This window comes from Haloferula sp. BvORR071, from assembly GCF_000739615.1.
Classification (GTDB): domain Bacteria; phylum Verrucomicrobiota; class Verrucomicrobiia; order Verrucomicrobiales; family Akkermansiaceae; genus Haloferula.
Window position 1 is genome coordinate 17,077 of the sequence record NZ_BATP01000030.1, and the last position, 19,237, is coordinate 36,313.

The following is a 19,237-nucleotide window of genomic DNA, read 5'->3' on the forward strand; positions in this document are numbered from 1 at the left end:
AAATCGGGAATTTGGACGATATCGGAAGCAAACAATCAGGGGTCGGAGACCGCCACGACCGGGGTCGCGGCTGGATCTCCCGGAATCACGGAGGGGGTTTCCTCGCTTCGTCGTCGTTTCGGGGCCGCGGCGACCCGCCAGGTGGCCAGCAGGGTCAACGCGCCACCGGCCAGCTCCACCGCCGTGAGGCGCTCGCCGAAGAACAGATAGGCCCCCGCCGCGGTCACCAGCGGCAGCAGCATCTGGATCGAGGAGCCTTGGGAGACCGGCAGGGTCCGGTAGGCATTGGTCATCACCAGTTGGGAAATGCTGACAATGGCGGCCGCCAGGATCAGCACGACGTGACCCGGCAGCGGGACCTCCATGACATGCCCGGCCCGCAGCGGCAGGGCAAAGAGGATACTATAGAAGCACTGCGAGCCGTAGATCGTCCCGGCGTGCTCGGTGGCCCGCAGCTTGCGGATGATCACGACCACGATGCCCGCGCCCAGCGCACCGGCCAAGGCCAACAGGTCCCAAGCGCTGAAGCCGTGCGCCGCATCCCCTTTCACGAAGGCCAGCAGGCCCACGAAGCCGGCGAACATCCACAGCAGGGCCCGCCGGGAAATCGCCTCCTTCAGCCACCAAGCGGCGATCAGGGTGGCGAAAATCGGGTAGGTCAGGTTCAGCACCACCGCCCGGGAGGCTCCCAAGCTGCCGATCGTCACGTAGAAGGCCGCGGTCGCCAGCGCGCCGATGATCCCCCGCAAGGCGACCAGCGGGGTGCCGACCAAAGCCTTGAAGGACAATCCCCGCCCGAAGCCGTAGAGCGCGGCCACCATCAGCATGCCGACGGAACCCCGGTAGAGAATGCCCATCCAGCCGTCCGCCGCCGGGATATGCAGGCTGAGGGCCCTCATCAGCAGCGTGTTCGCGGCAAACAGGAACACCGAGAGCAGCATCAGCAGCACGCCGCGCGGGTCGGAAAGGGAGGAATCGTTTGGTTTCATCGGATCGGCAGGAGATCCGGAAACGGCTTCAATCAGGCGCGGCGAAAGTCAGCTCATCAGCACTTCCTCCGGAGGCCCGTGGGCCGCGTCCGGAGGTGGCAAGTGGCCATCAAGCTCCGAACGCACCCATACGCCAAATGGCGCGGGCGGCGAGTCGGACGGCTTTGCGATGGAGCGCGGGCACGGGCGGGGAGTGGCAAAGCGCGGGTGGAAAGTCAAGGACGCATTGGAACGGGCCCCGTTAGGCCGGGCTTGCATGCCCCGGAAATCACGCTGAGACTTCGCCCCGATGTTCACGCCGAAGTGGAAGAAAGAGGCGAAGCTCCTACACAAGGGGGCCAAGAAGTTCCTCCATTACAAGCGGGACCTCCTCAAGCAGGACCGGATCGATGAGATCGAGTCGCGCCGCGCCGATCTGCTCGACGCGATGAAGGCCGACGATCAGGCGAAGGCCGCGGAGGCTTCCAAGCATCTGCGCGACACCTGTGAGAAGGCGCTCCCGCATTTCCCGCAGCAGAGCGCTTGGGAGGAGAACGTGGAGGTCATCTTCGTGGCCTTGGTGGTGGCCCTCGGCCTGCGAGCCTACGTGGTGCAGCCCTTCCGAATCCCCACCAACTCGATGCAGCCGACGCTCAACGGGATCAACATCACCGAGCACGACGCCGACGAGAAACCTTGGTTCGGCAAACAGGCGCTCGACTTCGTGCTGCGCGGGCGCTCCTACCAGAACATCGTTGCCGAGAACGATTGCCACGTGACGAATGTGGAAGACACCTCTTGGTTCCTCTTCACCCGCACGGCGGTCACCTTCTCCGATGGCACCAAGATCAAGATCGCCGCTCCGGATGGCGAGACCTGCCGCGCGCTGCGGATCCCACGCGATAGTACCCGCAAGGTGATCGAAGCCCACGCCCCAGTCTACAAGAAGGGCCAGGTGATCTTGAAAGGGACGATCGATGCCGGCGACCTGGTTTTGGTCGACAAATTCTCCTATCACTTCCGCAGTCCGAAGCGCGGCGAGGTGTTCGTATTCGACACGCGGGCTATTCCCACCGGCGGTCTCAAGGCCCGCGCGATGGGCGACCAGGCCGACGGTACCCACTACATCAAGCGGCTCGCCGGCGTGCCCGGCGATACCCTGCAGATCCGGCCGCCGGATCTCTACGTGAACGGCAAGATCGCCCAAGAGCCTGGATTCCAGAGAGTTATTAAAGCTGAGGACCTCTACGGCCGGCTTAACCCGAACGGCTACGAGCTGGCGCGGCCCGATTCGGATTACCCGCAGCCGCTGAAATCCAGCGAGCAGCAATTCAAGCTCAAGTCCGAAGCCCCGCGGGGCATGCGTGAGTACGCGGCGCTCGGTGATAATACCGGGAATTCGCTGGATTCCCGCTACTGGGGCACGGTCAAGGAGTTCAATCTGGCTGGACCGGCGCTTTTCTCGCTCTGGCCGATCACCAGTGGCCATTGGGGATTCATCCGTTGATCTTGCGCAAAAGCACGAATGGCGGGACTGGCACTTCACGTGCATCGTACCCCACCCCATCCCATGCAGCACGATTCCGCTGAGATCACCAAGCAGGCGAAATCGAACCTCGCGTTCGCACTGCAGATTTTGCCGAAGGAGCGGCGTGAAGGCATGGTGTCCTTCTACGCTTTCTGCCGGGTCGTGGACGATCTGGCCGACGACCCTGACCGCCCGATCAACGAACGGGAGGCGAGCCTGCTCGCGTGGAAGGTGGGTCTTGAGAACGGTTTTCCCAATCCCGATCCGCTGCAAGCGGAGGTAGTGGCCCTGATCGAGCGCCACTCGATCCCGGTGCATCTGCTCACCGCGATCATCGACGGCTGCCTGATGGACTTGCGGCCGCAACGCTTCGGGACTTGGGAGGATCTCTCGCAGTATACCTACAAGGTGGCCTGCGCGGTCGGTCTGGCCTCGCTGAAGGTTTTCGGCGCCCAGGATCCGGCCTCAGAACGCTACGCAGTGGAGCTGGGCCACGCCCTGCAGCTCACGAACATCCTGCGCGACGTGGGCGAGGACCTTGCCAATGGCGTGCGGATCTATCTGCCACTCGCCGATTTGGGGCGTTTCCAATACAGCGAGCGCGATCTGATCGGCCGCGTCTATGACGGCCGCTTCGTGGCGATGATGAACTATCAGGCCGAGCGGGCCGCCTCGTTCTACGCGGAAGCGGTGGCGGCCATGCCGAAAAGCGACGCCAAGGCGCTGGTGCCGGCGGAGATCATGCGCTCGATCTACCAGACCCTGTTGGAGAAGATGAAGCGCGACGGCTTCAAGGTTTTCGACCGCCGCTACAGCCTCTCGAAAGCGCGGAAGATGGCGATCTTTTCGAAGCATTTCTTGCGCCTCGGCCCGACGGTCTGAATATTCCGGCATCCGCACCGTCCGACGGCCGAAATGAAAGTGCTACTTTTGCTGCCCTTCGTCCTTGCTGCCAGCTCCTGCATTTATCCGGAGCCCTACACGCAGCAACGGCCTCCGTATCGCCAGGGGAGACCCGGCTATCCCTATGGCCAGAATCGCCCGGGACCGCAGGAAGCGCCGGGACCCGACGCCTACGGTGGCGAGACCGGCCGCTACGAGCGCATGGATGGAGGCGGCAACGCTCCCGGACCCCAAGCGGATTCCCGCCCGACCGCGCCGCGGATCGACGATGATTTCCAACCGGAGGGCAACGCTTCCGCACCCCAGCCGGCCCCGGCACCAGCTCCGGCCCCGAAGAAGGAGTATCCCTTCGGCAAGACGAGTTCGAAGCCCGGTTATGTGGTCAGCCCTTACGCCCCGTATAACGAGCTCGATCTGAACGGCATCAAGAGCGGAGCCTTGGCCAAGGACCCCTCGAACGGGAAGATCTTCCGGGTGCCTTGATGCGCGCTGCGGCTCTGGTCTTCTCGATGGCCTGCCTGACGGCATCTGCCCGGGCGGACTTGGAGTGGCACGAGTTCGATCACGACGCGAAACTGCACATCGGTGAGCTGAGTGTGACCGTGGAGGGCCGCGAGGTCCCGGATGCTGCCTTCAAGGAGGATCATCTCCTGCTCACCGTGCAGAAGCCCGGCGGCAAGCCCCACGAGCTTTGGCTCAATTCGACCTATGCCAGCGGAGCGGTGGCGGTCCACGGGAACTACCTGCTCGTGGAATATGGCATCGGGCGCGGCACCTTCGCACGGGTGAGGCACGTGAAGATCCTGAATCTGGATGGCGGGCTGGAAGAACTCGCGGACGGGCAGCGCTCCTACTACCTGCCAACGGACCATGATCCAGAGGAAGTGATCTATCAGATCGATGTGAAGGAGGAGGAGCACCGCAGCGTGTTGACTTTCACGCTTCCCGCGGCCCGACCCGGCCTGCCTGCCGAGAAGGTGGTGGCGATCCGGAACGAAAGCCGGATCGTTCCCGGCAGGTAATGTGGCGGCCGCATCGGCCCGGGTTGCAGTGCGGCCTTTATATTTCGCGATCTTGCACCCGGCGCTAAAGCCGGAAGACTTACCCCAATCGAATGAGAACATCCTGGCTCCTCCTCATGAGCTGTGCCACCGCGCTCGCCGCGGATCCTCCGGCCCAGACCTTCCAGACCAATTGCTCCGCCTGCCATTCCGTGGATCACGTGCTGGTGGGCCCCTCGCTGGTGGAGGTCGCGGGGATCTATCGCAACAATCCCGACGGCTTCGTGCAGTGGTGCCTGAAGCCGGAGCACAAGCGCGATGGCTTTGTGGATATGCCCTCGATGGCGCATCTGGGAGAGCCGGCGCTGCGCGAGCTGCACGCCTATGTGATCGCCGAGGCCAGCGGCAAGAAGGAGCAGGCCAAGTCCGACACGGATCCCTTCGCCGCGCCCGCCGGCACGGTCCGCCGCCCGCAGGTGATGCGGATCTTCATGCCGGATGCCTCGCCGGCGGCCATCGCGGTGGCACTGCCGGGTGATCTGTCGTTCTGCTTCGATGCCTCCGAGTGCCGCCTGCGCTATGTGTGGAAGGGCGGCTTCATCGATGGCTGGCCCTACTTCAAGGCCAATGGCAGCTCGCTGGCGAAGATCGATGGCAAGGTGGTGTATCACGAGGAGTCGCGGCCTTTCTCGTTCGGGAGCGACAAGACCTTTGTCAGCAAGTTCCTCGGCTATCGCACCGGCAAAGATGGCATTCCCACCTTCCGCTACCGGATCCAGTCGGGAGCGACAGTAGAGGAGACCATCCGGCCTCTTCCCGACGGCCAGGGAATCGAGCGGAACTTCACCGGCGAGGGCATCATGTTCTCCGAGGACCAGCCGAAAGACGCGGAGGGCACGTCGAACACCAGAGTCTATCTCCCTACGCCGCAACAACCCAATTCCGTCAACCTCACCACCCGCTGGAAATGATACGGCATCTCTCTTACTTCGCCGCGCTGACGCTTGGTGCTTCCGCGGCCAGCTTCCAGATCGACCGGCTGCCGAACCCTTCGGGCGTGGACCCGCAGATCGGCGGGGTGGCCGCGCTGCCGGATGGCAGGGTGGCCGCGGTCTTCCATCGCGGTGAGCTGATGTTCTTCGATCCTGCCACGCAGAAGTGGTCGAAGTTCGCCGAAGGCTTGCAGGAGCCGCTGGGCATCCTCGCGGAGTCGCCATCCACCTTCGTGGTGATGCAGCGCGCCGAGTTGACGAGGATCAAGGATAGTGATGGTGATGGAAAGGCCGACGAATATGAGACCATCTATGATGGTTTCGGGATGAGCGGGAACTACCACGAGTTCGCCTTCGGTCCCGCGAAGGGGCCGGATGGCTTCTACTACATCTCGCTCAATCTCGGCTCAAATGGCGCCGGCGTGCGCGAGGAGGTCCGCGGCAAGTGGTCGGATCTCGGCGTGCTCGATTTCAAGCAAATGGTCAACGACCCGAACTGGGGCAAGCGCAGCAAGGATGCGGGCCGCATGTATTCGCGTGTGCCCTATCGCGGCTGGGTGATGAAGGTCTCGCCCGACGGCAAGTCGGTGGAGCCCTTCGCCTGCGGCTTCCGCTCGCCGGAGGGCATTGGCTTCGATCCCCAGGGCAATCTGTTAGTCACGGACAACGAGGGCGACTGGCGTGGGACCTCACCACTGCATGTGGTGAAGCGCGGCAGCTTCAATGGCCACCCGGCCTCGCTGGTATGGCGGGAAGGCTGGGACAAGGGCGATCCGCGGATGCTGCCAGTGCCGGAATTGGATGCGATGCGCAACAAGGAAACCGGCCGCTTCCCACAGGGTGACCTCGCCAACTCCCCTACCCAGCCGGTGATCTTCCCGGCATCGTGGGGTCCTTATGCGGGTCAGATGGTCTTCGGTGAGATGAACCAAAACCGGATGGTGCGCTACATCCCGGACGATGTCGGTGGCTTCCGCCAGTGCGCGCTGTTGCCGATGTTCGACGGCACGGCCTTAGGCAATGGCAACCACCGCCTGAGCTTCGGCCCCGATGGCGGGCTGTGGGTCGGCAAGACGCACCTTTCATGGGCGGGTGCCGAGGGCTTGGTGAAGATCACGCCGAAGGACATTGATACGGCCTTCATCGTGACCTCCGTGAAGCTGGAGAAGGCGGGCGACAAGCAGGCCTTCCGGATCCACTTCAGCCAGCCGGTATCGGCGGGCGCGGATGGCATCGCGGGGAATCGCTTCAGCTACCTCTATCGCCAGGACTACGGTTCGCCGAAGATCGATGAGGCGGCGCTGGCTTTCGGGGCACCGCAGCTTTCCGAGGACAAGCGTGAGATTGTCCTGCCGCTTGAGGCGAAGCAGGGCGCGATTCATCGGATTGACCTCGCGAAGTTGCGGGCCGTGGATGGCTCGGCGCTCGAAGGGAGTGTGCTCTACTATCAGGCGACCATGCTGCCGTAGTCACTCTTCTATCGTCCCTTTGGGACGAAGGATGAGCCGGCGCGTTCGCTTGAAGAATCCTGAGAGGAGCTTTGCCTCTCGCGGCCGCTTCATTCAGATTCCGGCCATGGCAGATCTGGTAGGCATCGTTCTCGGCTCGGGCCTCGGGCCGCTCGCGGACCGCGTGGTGGTGGAGCGCACGACCGGCTTCGCGGAGGTCGGGCTTCCCGTCTCGAAGGTGAAGGGCCATGCCGGGCGCTTCCTCTTCGGCAAGCTTGGCGGACAATCCGTGATCGTCATGCAGGGCAGGGTGCATCTCTACGAAGGCCATGATGCCAAGGCGCTAACCGCCGGGGTGCGCTGGATGCATGAGCAAGGAGTCCGTCACCTGATCCTGACCAATGCCGCGGGATCGCTCGATCCGGGCATGGAGCCGGGCTCATGGATGATGCTCTCCGACCACTTGAATCTGACCGGCACCTCGCCGCTGGAAGGTGGGCCGAACTTCGTGGACATGACGGAGGTCTATGAGATCAAGGCACGCGAGGGCTTCCGCGCGCTGGCGGGAAAGCTGGGGATCGAGCTGCATGAAGGCGTCTATGCCGGGCTACGGGGACCGCAGTACGAAACCCCGGCGGAGATCCGCATGCTGCAGACCATGGGCGCGAATGCAGTCGGCATGAGCACCGTGCTCGAGGCACTGCAAGCCCGCGCCCTGGGGATCAAGGTGAGTGCCTTCTCCTGCCTTACCAATTGGGGTGCCGGCATGGGTGCCACGAATCTGGATCACGCCGAGGTGATCGAGACGGGAGCTGCCGCTGCAGCGGCGATGATGAGCTTGTTAGAGGCATGGTGCGCGGGGAATTGGGAAAGCTGATCTCTGACCGGGTGCCCACTGGGTGCGCCGACTTCAGTCGGCCTGCCAAGTTTCAGTCTCCCTTTTCCGTTTCGTGCTTTGGGGCCAATCGGGCCGACTAAAGTCGGCGCACCCAGTGTCCTTGCCCGGAACCTTCAGGCACTGTGGAAACATCTCCCTGTTTTCCACCGCCGCCACAGCCGGTAGGAGTTGCCGCCACCCCGCGTTTCCTGTTGGAATGCGATTGTGCCTGCTGAAGCAAACTCCGGCATCTTCGCGCTTGAGCGTCCCCACCCTTCCCTGTGGAAGCTCTATCTGATCCGTTGCATCCTGACCGGGCCGGGCATCCTGATCGCGCTACCCTATCACTTCTTCCGCTACCAGACGCTGCGCTACCGCTTCGACGAGGAAGGGATCCACATGAAGGTCGGCATCCTCTTCCGCCGCGAGGTGAACCTGACCTACGCCCGGATCCAGGACATCCACCTCAGCTCCGGCTTCATCCAGCGCTGGCTGGGCCTGGCGGACGTGCAGGTGCAGACCGCCTCCGGCAATGCCGGTGCCGAGCTGGTGATCGAAGGCTTCAAGGAATTCGAGGCGATCCGCGATTTCCTCTACTCGCGGATGCGTGGGGCCCGCGGCGATCTGCGTCCCGCCTCATCCCCGGCATTGGCCACTGCGCCTCCTCAGGAAGCCGTGGGCAGCGGTGCCATCGAGTTACTGCTGCAGATCCGCGACGAACTGCGCCAGACTCGCGAAGCGCTGGAAGCCCGCCAACCCTCGCCTCCCTCCGATGTATAGCGCCTTCCGCCAACTCGCCGAACGCTGGCTGCGCATCCCGCCCGAGCCCGAGGCACCGCCGGGCGACGAATCGAGCGCGCGGGTCTTCCGCGCCGCGCCGAAGTACCTGCAATACCTGAAGGTGCTCTGGGGCATCGGCACGGCCTTCTCGGCGATCCTGGCGCTGATTCCGCTCGCGATCATCCTGGGAGTGATCTTCGGGTCGCCCGGCAGTGCCGCGGGCGATGGCATGATCGCAGTGATGATCGTGGTGGAGATCCTGCTTATCGCTTCGCTCGTGGCCCACGCCTTGTTCCGCCTGGCGATCGTTCATCTCGATTTCGAGAAGCGCTGGTATCTGGTCACCGACCGTAGCCTGCGGATCCGCGAGGGCGTGACCAATGTGCGCGAGATCACCTTTACCTTCGCCAACATCCAGAATCTCTCGGTCACCCAAGGCCCGATCCAGCGGATGCTGGGCATCGCCGACCTGAAGGTGGAAACCGCCGGAGGAGGTGCCGTGACTGCCACCAGCCAGCATCAGACGGTCGGTCTCAATCTCCACACCGCCTACTTCCGCGGCATCGACAATGCGGAGGAGGTGAAGAACCTGATCGCGGCACGGATGCGCGGCCACAAGGACAGCGGCCTAGGGGATCGCGATGATCACCACCACTCCGCTCCGCCCGCGCTTCCTGCAGCAAACGGGCTCGCGTTCAATGCGGCCCTGGAAGAAGTCCTGGCCGAGGCCCGGGCACTGCGACAAGCGGCGGCATCACGCTGATACAATCAATGGCTCGTCCGGCGGCGATTGCGCCAGATGAGCAAGGCACCGGCAACGGCGATCACCTGGAAGGGCACCTGCGGCTCCGGAACGGTATCGACGGGTGCCTCCTTGGCAATGACCTCCACTCCTGGCTGAGGCTTCGCCGCGGAGACCGTGTCAGCGGGAGCGGCGAGGGACAACGCGCCTAACAGCATAGCGACCCGGATCCCGGTGGAACCAAGGCGGGCAAAAGTGAAAGGGAGGGCGGGGCGCATCGGGCAGCAGCAGTCAAAGACCACCCGGGCTAATAAACATTTCCTAATAAAACCCAAGCTCCGAGTGCCCATCCTACGCGATTGCGTCAGGGCGCTAGGACCCGCAGGCGGGCGAAGCGCTTCCAGCTACCGTCCTGCGGGATGCTAGCCCGGATCAAGGGCAGTTCCGCCGTGCCACCGATCACGGTCTCTGTGATGCCATCGGTGCTCCAGATTCCCAACTGGTCACTCCACTCCACGACAAATTGGGTGCCGTGTTCGACGGCCGCGGTGGAGCGGGGATAGGTCAGGTGGAAGAGAGCGCCCTGCTGCAGGGCCACTGGATTCGTCCCGGGAATCCATGGATCGCCTCCGGTGGCATACTCCAGGAGGTTGGCGATGCCGTCATTGTCGGCATCCGCGCCATCGGCCGCCTGCCCGGCATTGGCAGCGGTGCCGAAACGGGCCAAGCGCCACTCCTCAAGATGGTTCAAGGGCACCAGCAAGGACTGGCTCTCCACCAGGCCCGACGAACCGTTATACATCCCGCCCGCGACGAGGGCCCGGGCGCGGACAAAGTTGCCCCCGGCAAGATCAAGGCCGCTTGCTTCCCAGCCGCCCGCAGTGCGGGTCGCATTGGCGAGATGGGTCCATTCGTAGCCATTGCTGGAGGTCTCGAAATAGACCCGGCTCGCGTCCGGCGCGGATCCCCCTCGCAGCCAGCGCAGGGAAGAGGGACCGGTCATCTCAAAAGCCGCAGTCGCAGGATCGTTGAAGAGCCGGGCCAAGGAGGTGCGGGCAAAGGGACTGGCGCTGGTGAAGGCTCCGCCGATGAGGATGCTGCCATCCCCTTGCAGTGAGATTCCATTCACCGCCGCGTTCGCCCCAGCGAAGGTGAAGCCCGAATCAAGGCTGCCATCCGGATTGAGGCGGGCCACTTGCGGGCGCGATTGCCCCGCCACTTGGGTGAAGCTGCCGGCCAGCAGGATCCTTCCGTCGGCCTGCAGGGCGATGCTGTTGACGCTGGCGTCCAGAGCTAGCGCCGGCGAACTGTCCAGGGTGCCGCCGTGAAGCAGACGGGCATAGCCGCGGGCCGAGCCGCCGCCGGTGCTCTGGAAGTCACCACCCGCCAGGATCCGGCCATCCGGCTGGATCACCAGCACGGAGACTGCCGCGCTTGGATTGGGATTGAAAGTCGCATCAAGGGCACCGCTGCCATCGATCCGGGCAAGGTTGTTCCTCGGGGTCGAGCGCACACTGGTGAAAGCCCCGCCGATCAGGATGCTTCCGTCCGGTTCCAGGGCCACTGCATTGACGGACCCTCCCACACTCGCATCGAAGCTCGGATCAAGCGAACCGTCCTGATGCAGCCGTGCGATCCCCGTGCGGGTCACGCCACCGACCGAGGTGAAGGTACCGGCGACGAGCATCTTGCCATTTTCTAACAGCAGGATATTCCTAACTTCACCTCCTTGGATATTCGGATTGAAGGCCGGTTCCGTGGGCCCATAACGAGCGATCCGGGCCAGCCCCCTGCGGGTGGAAGAGTTCACTTGGGAGAAGTTACCGCCGAGCACCATTTGGCCATCGGCTTGCACTGCGGCACAGCGGACACCACTGCTGGTAGTGAGATCGAGTGAGACATCCGGGTTGCCATCCGCTTTCAGGAGCACGAGATCGTAGCTATACTTCGACTGCACGGAGTTGAAGTTTCCGGTCATGAGAGCCTTGCCCCCCGGTGCCGGGACCGTCGCGTAAGACGATGGGAGCATTGTTGGATGCACGGACGACCGGCGCATAAGCGGGGTCCACCACGCCGGGCCCTTTCAAAAGCAGCATCACGTCATTGCCGTCGCCCCCGGCATAGAGGACGAAAAAGTCGTAGTGAAGCGCACCGAAGGTGGCGCTGACGATACTCCCTTCCGCAAGGTTCGCGAAGGTGCCGGTCACCGCGGTGCTGGCGGTGTTATTGACGAGCTTGAGAATGGTACCTGGCTGGGGTGAGAAGCCCAGGGTGATCTGGCCCAGGCTAAGGTCGCTTGCCTTGAATCCCGCGTAAGTGGTTCCTGCCTGAGCTGCCGTCGCAAAGGAGGGAGAGAACACCGTGCCGATCCCTGTGCCCGACAGCTGGATCAGGAATGGCGAGGGCGTGGCATTACTGGTGATCTCCAGCGTCGCGAGCCGCGGCCCGGCCGCCTGGGGAGAGAAGCTGACCTGCAGGCTTCCGCTTTGGGCAGGCAGCAGCGGACCGGAAACCCATACCAACCTGAAGTCAGCGGCTTGCGGGCCTGTGATCCGCCAGGAGAAGTCTCCGAGATAGCCCGTACCCTGGTTCGCGATCGTGAAGGAGCTGCGAAGCGAGTTGCCGCTGAGCACGGCTCCCAGATCGACTACCCCGGTATTGCTGGCGAGCACCTGTGCCTGCGGGCCGGTGACCTTCATGACCGGAGCGGTGCCACCGTAGTTGGCATAGCGCTCCACGGCACCATTCGAGCCACCATAGTAGCCACCTTTCGTCCTCCCGCGCGCCGCCACGATGCCTGATGCCGGAAGCGCCAAGCCCGAGACCTTCCAAGCGCTGGCAGTGCGGTTGGCCGTGGGAAGGCTGACAGCTGAGGAGGACCCCGAGCTGTAGCGCCTGAAAGTCACCCCTGTAAGATCGGGGAAGCTCCCGCCCAGGGACCATTCCACATTCGCCAGATCCGGTACCGCCAAGGTGGAGACCGCGGGCGTTCCTTCCAAGCGGCTGAGGTAATTGAACCCCGCAGGCGAAGCCATGGCGCCGGCAGCCAGGACCTGGCCATCCGGCTGCAAGGCGATGGCCCGTACCGTGTTGATCAGGCCGCTGGCGAAGGTGGGATCGGTGGCACCTGTGGAAGTCAGCCGGGTGATCGCCAGCGCCGAAGCACTTTGGGAACCGGCGGCGATGATGCCACCATCCGCCTGCAGGAGAAGGCTCACCACCTCGCCCCGATCCGCCGGCTGGAAGTCGGGATCGGCCGAACCGCTAGGGAGCAAGCGCGCTAGGTTGCTGCGGCTCGCCCCCCCCGATGGCGGTGAAGTTGCCACCCACCACAATTTTGCCGTCAGGCTGGATCGCCAACGCATTGACAGTGCCATCGGCACCAGAATTGAAGGTCGGGTCCAAACTGCCGTCGGAATTCAAGCGGGCGATCCGTTTCCACGGCACCCCGTTCACCGCAGTGAAGCCGCCGCCGATGAGAACTTTCCCGTCGGCCTGCACGACGACCGACCTCACCGAGGGGGTGACCATGGCATTGAAGCCGCTATCCACGGAACCGCTTGCATTCACCCGCCTGACGGCCGTCTGGTAGACGCCGTTCGAAATGACCCCGCCGGTGCCTATGTAGAATTTCCCATCGGCGAGCGGCGGGGTAATGCACAAGGGAGTGCCAGAAAAGAGGGTGAAGGAGAAGGAGGTGTCCGTCGATCCATCCGCAAGGAATCTTGCGAGGAAGTTCCAGCTTGAGGTCGAACCAAGCTTGGTGAAAAGGCCTCCGGCAAGAATCTTCCCGTCCGGCAAAAGGGAAACGGAATAAACGTAACTATCCGCCACGGTACGGAATGATTCATCGACTTGGCCGTTGGGGAGCAAGCGCGCGAGATAGTCCGGTCCGACGCCATTCCTCGCAAATGGCCCGCCACCGATCAGGATTTTCCCATCCGGCTGGAGCGCCATCGCATACACCTCCGCGTCGGCATCCCCGGCGAAGGTGGGATCGAAGTCACCCTTGCCAGTGAGAATGAAGACCAGGTCATTCCCGGTGCCGCCGGTGTAGCTGGCCCGGAACAGGTACTCCACCCCCTGATGGCTGGCGCTCACGATCGCGCCATCTGGCAGGTTCGTGAAGCGGCCCGGGAAGGCGGCGGTGCCCGAGAAGTCCAAGGCCCGCCACATCGTGCCCGCTGCGGGGGCCGCGTTCAGGGTGAGCGCGCCAAAGCTCAGGCTGGAGGCGTCGAAACCGGTAAATGCGAGGTTCTCCTGCCCGAGATAATTGAAGACCGGCGAGAAGACGGTGGTGGAGGCGGTCCCGGACAAGGTGATGGTGAAAGGCGCTTCATCCGGATCATTCGAAGCGATCAAAAGGGTTGCCGATTTTGTACCGGCTGCCGTGGGCTGGAAGCGGATAACAAGTTCCGTCGAACTTCCGGGGAGATTCGCCGCCACGGGTTGTTTGGTGATGCCGAAACTGGCGGCATCCGGCCCTTGGATACTGGCGAGCACCCCTTCAAGAATACCATCCCCCACATTGGAGATCCGCAGGGTCAGGCTGGACCGGGTGCCTGTGAGCGCATTTCCGAAATCGAGGTTGGTGGACCCGTTCTGAAGCCCTTCACCCAAGGGCCCTTTCACCGCGATCTCCGGAAGCGCTCCACCGAAGGTGAAGATCGTCTCGACTGTGCATGCCGTCGCACCATCGCGGGCGGTAGCGGTCTTACCCCGCCAGCGGCCGACGCCTTGGGTCGGTAAGGAAAGTCCGCCCGCTTCCCAGTCACCGGAAATCCGCGTAGCGCTCACCGGAGCGGACCAAGTGGACTGGCCCTGGGGCATGATCTCGATCTGCGCGGCGGTGAGTTCGGCCGCGCTGCCGCTCACGGTCCAGCGGGCAGTATCAGGGCCGACGATCGCCGGGGCACTGGCTCCCGCGTCGTTCTGAAGCCTGGCCCACCCATTGCGCTGCACCCCGCCCACCGCGGTGAAGTATCCGCCGATGAACAGGCTGCCATCTTCGGTCAGGGCCAAGGTTTCGACGTTTGCTTCTGCACTTGCATTGAAGGTTCCATCCACACTGCCATCCGCCAACAGGCGCGCCAAACGGGTGCGCGGCAGGCCGTCCAGCTCGGTGAAGTTTCCTCCGACGACGAGTTTCCCGTCCGACTGCCATGCAAAGCAACGCAGCGATCCATTCGGCGAAGGATTGAAAGTAGCATCCAGCGCCCCGGCCGCCGATAGCCGAGCGAAGCGATTGCAGGCCACTCCGGCCAGTGTCTGGAAGGAACCCGCCAGAAGGATCTCACCGGTGGGCGAGAGACCGATCACGCTGACCTCGGAATCGGCATTCGGATCGAATCCGGGGTCGAGGTTGCCGTTTGCTTCCAGGCGGGCCACGCGGTTGCGCGTCTGGCCGCCCATGGTGGTGAAGCCGCCGCCCACCAAAATCCGGCCATCCGGCTGCAGTGCGATGCTGTAGACCGGACCGCCGGAGTTGGGTTGGAAGCTTGAGTCCAAGCTGCCATCCGCATTCAAGCGGACCAAATAGCGGCGAATGCCGGTAAAGTAGCCGCCCACGAGAATCTTCCCGTCAGGCTGCACCACGATGGTCGAAGCGGGCCCTGGGTCCAAGCTGCCAATGCTGGCGACCTTGGCATTGAAACCCGAGTCCGGAGTCCCGTCTGGAAGGAGACGGGTAAGGATCGATGCGCCGGAGGAAATTGAGGAACTCGAAACCAGAACTTTGCCGTCGTCCTGGACCGCCATCGCACGGACCGGATCGGATGAGGAAAAGCTGGAGGAATAGTTGAAGCCCGTATCGAGCGAGCCGTCCCGGTTGAAACGACCGATCCCGTAGCGGATCTGGTTCTCGATGAAAAAGGAGCTGGTCGCGTAGAGCTTTCCATCAGTTGCCGGAACGACGAGTTCCACGAAGCTGGTGGATGCCTTCATGGCAGCAAGGGGCGAGCCGGTGCCGGTGCGGGTAAGGACCAGATCGTTGCCGTCGCCACCGCGATAGCCTGCCGTGAAGGAATAGGTCTCGCCGCCGAAGCTGGCGCTGACCACTGCCTCCGCCGGAAGATCTGTAAAGGTCCCGTTGATCGCTGCGGCGGAGGTATTGTTTACGACGGTGAAGACTTCGCCCGGAGCGGGAGCGGCATCCAGCACCAAGGTTCCAAAGCTCAATCCCGTGGCGATAAAGCCTTCCGAGACCACCAGCGGCCCCTTGGCGATACCGAAGACCGGTGCGGGCACCAGCGTGCTGCCTGCGCCTTGGCCGCCCAAGGAAATGACGGCCGGGCTGATGCCGGTACTGCCCACTTGCAGGGACGCGAGGCGACTACCCGTGGCACCGGGGGTGAAGCGGACCCGGAAGGCCGTCAGCTCCCCGGGGGCAAGCGATTGCCCGCTGCCACCCTCCACCTTGAAGTCCGCAGCATCGGGACCGGTCACCGTCACGGTCAGGCCACTCAAGGTGCCATCACCGGTGTTGCGGACCTTCACGGTCTTGATTTGCGAATTGCCAGCCATCGCGGAACCCACATCCAGGGACCCGGCGAGCGGGTTGCCACCCGCATCTTCCACTTGGATCGCGGGCACGGCATCCCCGAGGGTCAAGGTATCGTCGACCGTCCAAGAGCGGGAGCCCGTGGGAGTTGCCAAACCGCGGAAGCGTACGGTTCCGCGGGGCGGAAGCGGCGGGGAAGCCGACCAGCCGCCGGGAATGCGGGATGCCTCGCCAGCCGGAACCCAGCCGCCCTCTGCGGTGAAAACATCCACCAGCACCCGCTCCAGCCCGGGAGCGGCACCGCTGCGCAACCAGTGGAGCGCTCCGGCTTGCTGCTCCAGGGATTGGGTGATGGGACCGCCTTCCAGGCGGGTGAGATAAGAACGTGTCACCCCGTTCACGGAGAGATAGGATCCACAGACGAGCAGCCTTCCATCTTTCTGCAGCGCCATTCCCGAAACCGAGGATGAGAAGGCCGGATGGAGATTCGGGTCGAGATCACCGTTCGGCTCCAGCCGCGCCACTCCGGAGCGAGCTTCGCCATTCACATCGGAAGAACCGGAAAAGCGGGCGAGAATCCGGCCATCCTCCTGCAGAATCAGGGAAACGACGGTGGAAGAAAAGCTCGCTTGGAAAGCGGGGTCGGTGCTGCCATCCGCCAGCAAGCGGCCGAGGTTCTTGCAGGGATAGCTGGAAAAAGTCGAAAAATCGCCACCGACTAGGATCCGCCCGTCCGGCTGCAGGACCAAGGCAGAAACGGAATAATAGGACACCGCACCGATGAAGGAAGGGTCCGCATTCCCGTTTTCCAGCAAGCGGGCAATCCGCTGGCGGATCTGACCGCCCGCGCTCGTGAAACTCCCGCCCGCCAGCAGCTTGCCATCCGGCTGCAAGGCCAGCGCCGCGACCGATCCATTCACCCCGGGATTGAAGCTCTCATCCACGCTGCCGTCCCGGTTCAAGCGGACGAGATTCGACCGGCTCTGTCCCGCGATGCTGGTGAAGTTGCCGGCAACGAGCAATTTGCCATCTGGAAGTCCGAGGAGGAAGTAGGGAGCATTGCTGCAACCCGGATTGAAGCTCTGGTCCAAGCTGCCGTCCGCATTCAGGCGGGCGACCCTAGACCGCGGAGTGCCGTTGACCGTGGTGAAGGAGCCGGCGATCACCGCTTGTCCGTCCGGCATGAGGGCGATGAGGCTCACCGCCGCATCCGTGCTGGCGAGGTAGCCGGGATCGGCGCTCCCGTCGCCATTGAGCCGCGCCAAGTATCTCAAGGGCGCATTGGAAACGGTCGTGAAGGAGCCGCCGATCAGGATCTGCCCGCCGGGAAGCGGCAGCACCGACTGCACGGAACTATTCAACGCGGGATTGAAGGTGGCATCCAAATCGCCAGGCGCGGCAGCAGCCGGGCGCGCAAGCAGGGCCAGGCAGATCGCGATGATCGTCGCAAGGGCAGATGACAGAGATAGGCGCAACATAGCGTCGACAAAGAGAGAGCGCGACGATTCGTCGCGCCGTAAGGCAGCTTCTTCTCCCTTGCCGCACGATGCCCGTCAAGAACGGGAGTTATGCCGTTAGAGGTCCAGCCGCTCGCGGATTCTCTCCGCCAAACCTGACAAATGCGGAACTGCCACTCCGGCCTGCTCCGCCCGGCGCAGCGGCTCGGCCCAGATGTTCTCGTACTCGACCTCCCGGCCCTCGACATAGTCGATCATACTGGAGGGGCGGTAAGGGCCCATCGGCCGGGTGCGCTCGACGTTGAAGTCGATCAGGGAGTCCTCGAGCGCCAGGCCTTGGGCGCTGGCGGCGGCGATGACCTCTGCCATCAGTGCCCGGATCTCAGCTTCCACGGCGGGCTGTTGGAGCAAGACGTCGGTGGTGACTCCACCCTCGGCGATGGCGAGGCCGTTGAAGGGGATGTTCCAGACCAGCTTCTTCCACTGGGCTTCGGGCAGACTCGCCGAGGCCTCGGCGGGAACGCCGGCTGCCGAGAAGCGCCTGGCGATCTCGGTTGCGCGCTGGCATTCGTCGTCATTCACGAACTCGCCGATGCTGAGGCGACCGCCCGCGGTATGGCTCACGAGGCCGTGATCCAAGCGATTCAGGCAGACGAAGCAAAGCGCGCCGAGGACTCGCCCGGGGCCGGTGATCTCCGCAATGCGCTCGCAGTTGCCGAGGCCGTTTTGCAGGGTGAGGACTTGCGTCCCCGCGTGGAGGAGCGGCGGCAGGATCTCGCCTAACAGGTGGTTCGAGGTCGCCTTCCAGGCGATGATCACCAAATCGACGGGGCCGATCTCTTCCGGGCTGCGGAAGGCTTGGACCTCCTTGAGATGGAGATCACCGGCGACGCTTTCGATGCGGATGCCATCGGCCTTCACCGCATCGTAGTCGGAGCGCAGGAGGAAGCGGACATCGCCACCGGCCGCGGCAAGGCGCGCACCGTAGTAGAGTCCCACCGCACCTGCACCGACGACAGCCACTGATCCGAAGCTCCAGCTCGCGCTCACGAGGGAGATTTAGGAAAGCAAAGGGCTGCGGGGAAGCGAATAGGCGGAAGTCTTTCTCAGCGCTTCAGCCACGAATCCAGCAGGCTAGGCCAAGCGGAGAGGTCGCCTTTGTCCTGCACGTTCATGCCGTAGCCGTGGCCGCCCTTCTCAAACAGGTGCAGGCTTACCGGCACTTGGTTCGCCTTGCAGGCGGCGGCGAAGTTGAGGCTATTCCGGCAATCCACGAAGTCGTCGAAGGTGGTGAGCAGGAAAACCGGTGGGGTATCCTTGGTCACCTGCTTCTCGCCGGAGCACCTCTCGACCAACTCCGGTGCCGGCGACTTGCCCAGGAGATTTGTCTTCGAGCCACCATGCGCGAGCTCGCCCATGGAGATCACCGGATAGATCAGTATCGAAAAATCGGGGCGGCAGTTTTGCTTGTCGATCTCGTCCTTGCCTTCCTCGGGGAAGGTATCGGCGTAACGAGTGGTGCAGAGGCTGGCCAGATGGCCACCGGCGGATGAGCCCATGACTCCGACCTTGGCGGGATCGACGCCCCACTCGGCGGCGTGGGCACGGACGGTGCGGATCGCACGGCGGGCATCGAGGAAGGGAACGGGAAATTGATAGCCGAGCTCCGGCTTGCCGCTGACGCGATACTTCACCACCACACCGGTGATGCCGCGCTCGTTGAGCCACTTGGCGTAGTCGTGGCCCTCGTGGTTCATCGCCAGGATCCCGTATCCGCCGCCGGGAAAGATCACCACGGCCTTGCCGGTGTTCTTGTCCTTCGGCGCAGGGTAGGCGAAGTACTGCGGCACCTCGATGTCGGTGAAGCGCCAACCTTCAGCGACGCTTTCGGTGCCTGCGGGGGGACGCTTGGCACCGGGTGCCTCACCCGGCCAGAGGGGTTGCCAGTCGGCGGCTGCTGTCATTGCGAGGGCGAGGAGGCAGAGGATGGGCTTCATCGGGCGGGGATACTGATTAGAAGAGAAGAGAATTACTAATGACTA

16 protein-coding genes are annotated in these 19,237 nt (G+C 63.6%); 9 read left to right on the forward strand and 7 right to left on the reverse strand.

Annotation, left to right across the window (positions count from 1 at the left end; genetic code table 11):
* Positions 1 to 35 precede the first annotated feature (35 nt).
* Positions 36 to 989: a DMT family transporter gene (locus BV071_RS16440; protein ID WP_035609394.1), complete on the reverse strand. Its 954-nt coding sequence runs from the start codon at positions 987 to 989 to the stop codon at positions 36 to 38.
* A 289-nt stretch (positions 990 to 1,278) separates the two neighbouring features.
* On the opposite strand from BV071_RS16440, the gene lepB reads away from it, so the two are divergent.
* The 9 genes from lepB to BV071_RS16490 all read left to right on the forward strand — a co-directional run bounded on the left by lepB (position 1,279) and on the right by BV071_RS16490 (position 9,260).
* On the forward strand, positions 1,279 to 2,475 hold the full coding sequence (gene lepB / locus BV071_RS16445; RefSeq protein WP_035609397.1) for a signal peptidase I: 1,197 nt from the start codon (positions 1,279 to 1,281) through the stop codon (positions 2,473 to 2,475).
* A gap of 63 nt (positions 2,476 to 2,538) precedes the next feature.
* The gene (locus BV071_RS16450) at positions 2,539 to 3,378 is read left to right on the forward strand and encodes a squalene/phytoene synthase family protein (RefSeq protein ID WP_052573449.1); all 840 of its coding nucleotides are present in this window, start codon (positions 2,539 to 2,541) and stop codon (positions 3,376 to 3,378) included.
* Positions 3,379 to 3,411: 33 nt separating this feature from the next.
* Positions 3,412 to 3,882, forward strand: coding sequence for a hypothetical protein (locus tag BV071_RS16455; protein ID WP_035609400.1), 471 nt, complete (start codon positions 3,412 to 3,414; stop codon positions 3,880 to 3,882).
* A complete protein-coding gene (locus BV071_RS16460; RefSeq protein WP_035609402.1) occupies positions 3,882 to 4,421 on the forward strand; it encodes a hypothetical protein in 540 nt (179 codons plus the stop codon). The genes BV071_RS16455 and BV071_RS16460 overlap by 1 nt, the downstream gene beginning before the upstream one ends.
* A 92-nt stretch (positions 4,422 to 4,513) precedes the next feature.
* Positions 4,514 to 5,371, forward strand: a complete 858-nt coding sequence (locus BV071_RS33110; RefSeq protein WP_265594521.1) for a hypothetical protein — start codon at positions 4,514 to 4,516, stop codon at positions 5,369 to 5,371.
* Complete coding sequence (locus BV071_RS16475) at positions 5,368 to 6,861, forward strand: hypothetical protein (protein ID WP_035609404.1); 1,494 nt, start codon at positions 5,368 to 5,370, stop codon at positions 6,859 to 6,861. The genes BV071_RS33110 and BV071_RS16475 overlap by 4 nt, the downstream gene beginning before the upstream one ends.
* A 106-nt stretch (positions 6,862 to 6,967) precedes the next feature.
* Positions 6,968 to 7,717, forward strand: a complete 750-nt coding sequence (locus BV071_RS16480; RefSeq protein ID WP_052573451.1) for a purine-nucleoside phosphorylase — start codon at positions 6,968 to 6,970, stop codon at positions 7,715 to 7,717.
* Between the two features lie 225 nt (positions 7,718 to 7,942).
* The gene (locus BV071_RS16485) at positions 7,943 to 8,497 is read left to right on the forward strand and encodes a PH domain-containing protein (RefSeq protein WP_265594522.1); all 555 of its coding nucleotides are present in this window, start codon (positions 7,943 to 7,945) and stop codon (positions 8,495 to 8,497) included.
* The gene (locus BV071_RS16490; RefSeq protein ID WP_035609407.1) at positions 8,490 to 9,260 is read left to right on the forward strand and encodes a PH domain-containing protein; all 771 of its coding nucleotides are present in this window, start codon (positions 8,490 to 8,492) and stop codon (positions 9,258 to 9,260) included. The genes BV071_RS16485 and BV071_RS16490 overlap by 8 nt, the downstream gene beginning before the upstream one ends.
* A gap of 5 nt (positions 9,261 to 9,265) precedes the next feature.
* Here BV071_RS16490 and BV071_RS35460 read toward each other — a convergent pair whose 3' ends face one another.
* The 6 genes from BV071_RS35460 to BV071_RS16515 all read right to left on the reverse strand — a co-directional run bounded on the left by BV071_RS35460 (position 9,266) and on the right by BV071_RS16515 (position 19,192).
* Entirely contained in the window at positions 9,266 to 9,517 is a 252-nt protein-coding gene (locus BV071_RS35460) for a hypothetical protein (protein WP_265594523.1), read from the reverse strand.
* 86 nt (positions 9,518 to 9,603) lie between these two features.
* Positions 9,604 to 11,217 carry a delta-60 repeat domain-containing protein gene (locus tag BV071_RS16495; RefSeq protein ID WP_035609410.1) on the reverse strand — a complete coding sequence of 538 codons (1,614 nt, stop codon included), beginning with the start codon at positions 11,215 to 11,217 and terminating at the stop codon, positions 9,604 to 9,606.
* Positions 11,180 to 12,514, reverse strand: coding sequence for a choice-of-anchor D domain-containing protein (locus BV071_RS16500; RefSeq protein ID WP_035609412.1), 1,335 nt, complete (start codon positions 12,512 to 12,514; stop codon positions 11,180 to 11,182). Before BV071_RS16500 ends, BV071_RS16495 begins: the two co-directional genes overlap by 38 nt.
* Complete coding sequence (locus tag BV071_RS35465; RefSeq protein WP_035609415.1) at positions 12,504 to 17,216, reverse strand: choice-of-anchor D domain-containing protein; 4,713 nt, start codon at positions 17,214 to 17,216, stop codon at positions 12,504 to 12,506. The genes BV071_RS16500 and BV071_RS35465 overlap by 11 nt, the downstream gene beginning before the upstream one ends.
* Positions 17,217 to 17,312: 96 nt before the next feature.
* A complete protein-coding gene (locus BV071_RS16510; protein ID WP_035609418.1) occupies positions 17,313 to 18,245 on the reverse strand; it encodes a 2-dehydropantoate 2-reductase in 933 nt (310 codons plus the stop codon).
* Between the two features lie 56 nt (positions 18,246 to 18,301).
* Positions 18,302 to 19,192: an alpha/beta hydrolase gene (locus BV071_RS16515; RefSeq protein WP_035609421.1), complete on the reverse strand. Its 891-nt coding sequence runs from the start codon at positions 19,190 to 19,192 to the stop codon at positions 18,302 to 18,304.
* Positions 19,193 to 19,237: the final 45 nt, after the last annotated feature.

Excerpts from the sequence above, each read along its gene's own strand:
- BV071_RS16440 (WP_035609394.1), bottom strand. The coding sequence starts at position 989 with ATGAAACCAAACGATTCCTCCCTTTCCGACCCGCGCGGCGTGCTGCTG.
- lepB (WP_035609397.1), top strand. The coding sequence starts at position 1,279 with ATGTTCACGCCGAAGTGGAAGAAAGAGGCGAAGCTCCTACACAAGGGG.
- BV071_RS16450 (WP_052573449.1), top strand. The coding sequence starts at position 2,539 with ATGCAGCACGATTCCGCTGAGATCACCAAGCAGGCGAAATCGAACCTC.
- BV071_RS16455 (WP_035609400.1), top strand. The coding sequence starts at position 3,412 with ATGAAAGTGCTACTTTTGCTGCCCTTCGTCCTTGCTGCCAGCTCCTGC.
- BV071_RS16460 (WP_035609402.1), top strand. The coding sequence starts at position 3,882 with ATGCGCGCTGCGGCTCTGGTCTTCTCGATGGCCTGCCTGACGGCATCT.
- BV071_RS33110 (WP_265594521.1), top strand. The coding sequence starts at position 4,514 with ATGAGAACATCCTGGCTCCTCCTCATGAGCTGTGCCACCGCGCTCGCC.
- BV071_RS16475 (WP_035609404.1), top strand. The coding sequence starts at position 5,368 with ATGATACGGCATCTCTCTTACTTCGCCGCGCTGACGCTTGGTGCTTCC.
- BV071_RS16480 (WP_052573451.1), top strand. The coding sequence starts at position 6,968 with ATGGCAGATCTGGTAGGCATCGTTCTCGGCTCGGGCCTCGGGCCGCTC.
- BV071_RS16490 (WP_035609407.1), top strand. The coding sequence starts at position 8,490 with ATGTATAGCGCCTTCCGCCAACTCGCCGAACGCTGGCTGCGCATCCCG.
- BV071_RS35460 (WP_265594523.1), bottom strand. The coding sequence starts at position 9,517 with ATGCGCCCCGCCCTCCCTTTCACTTTTGCCCGCCTTGGTTCCACCGGG.
- BV071_RS16495 (WP_035609410.1), bottom strand. The coding sequence starts at position 11,217 with ATGACCGGAAACTTCAACTCCGTGCAGTCGAAGTATAGCTACGATCTC.
- BV071_RS35465 (WP_035609415.1), bottom strand. The coding sequence starts at position 17,216 with ATGTTGCGCCTATCTCTGTCATCTGCCCTTGCGACGATCATCGCGATC.
- BV071_RS16515 (WP_035609421.1), bottom strand. The coding sequence starts at position 19,192 with ATGAAGCCCATCCTCTGCCTCCTCGCCCTCGCAATGACAGCAGCCGCC.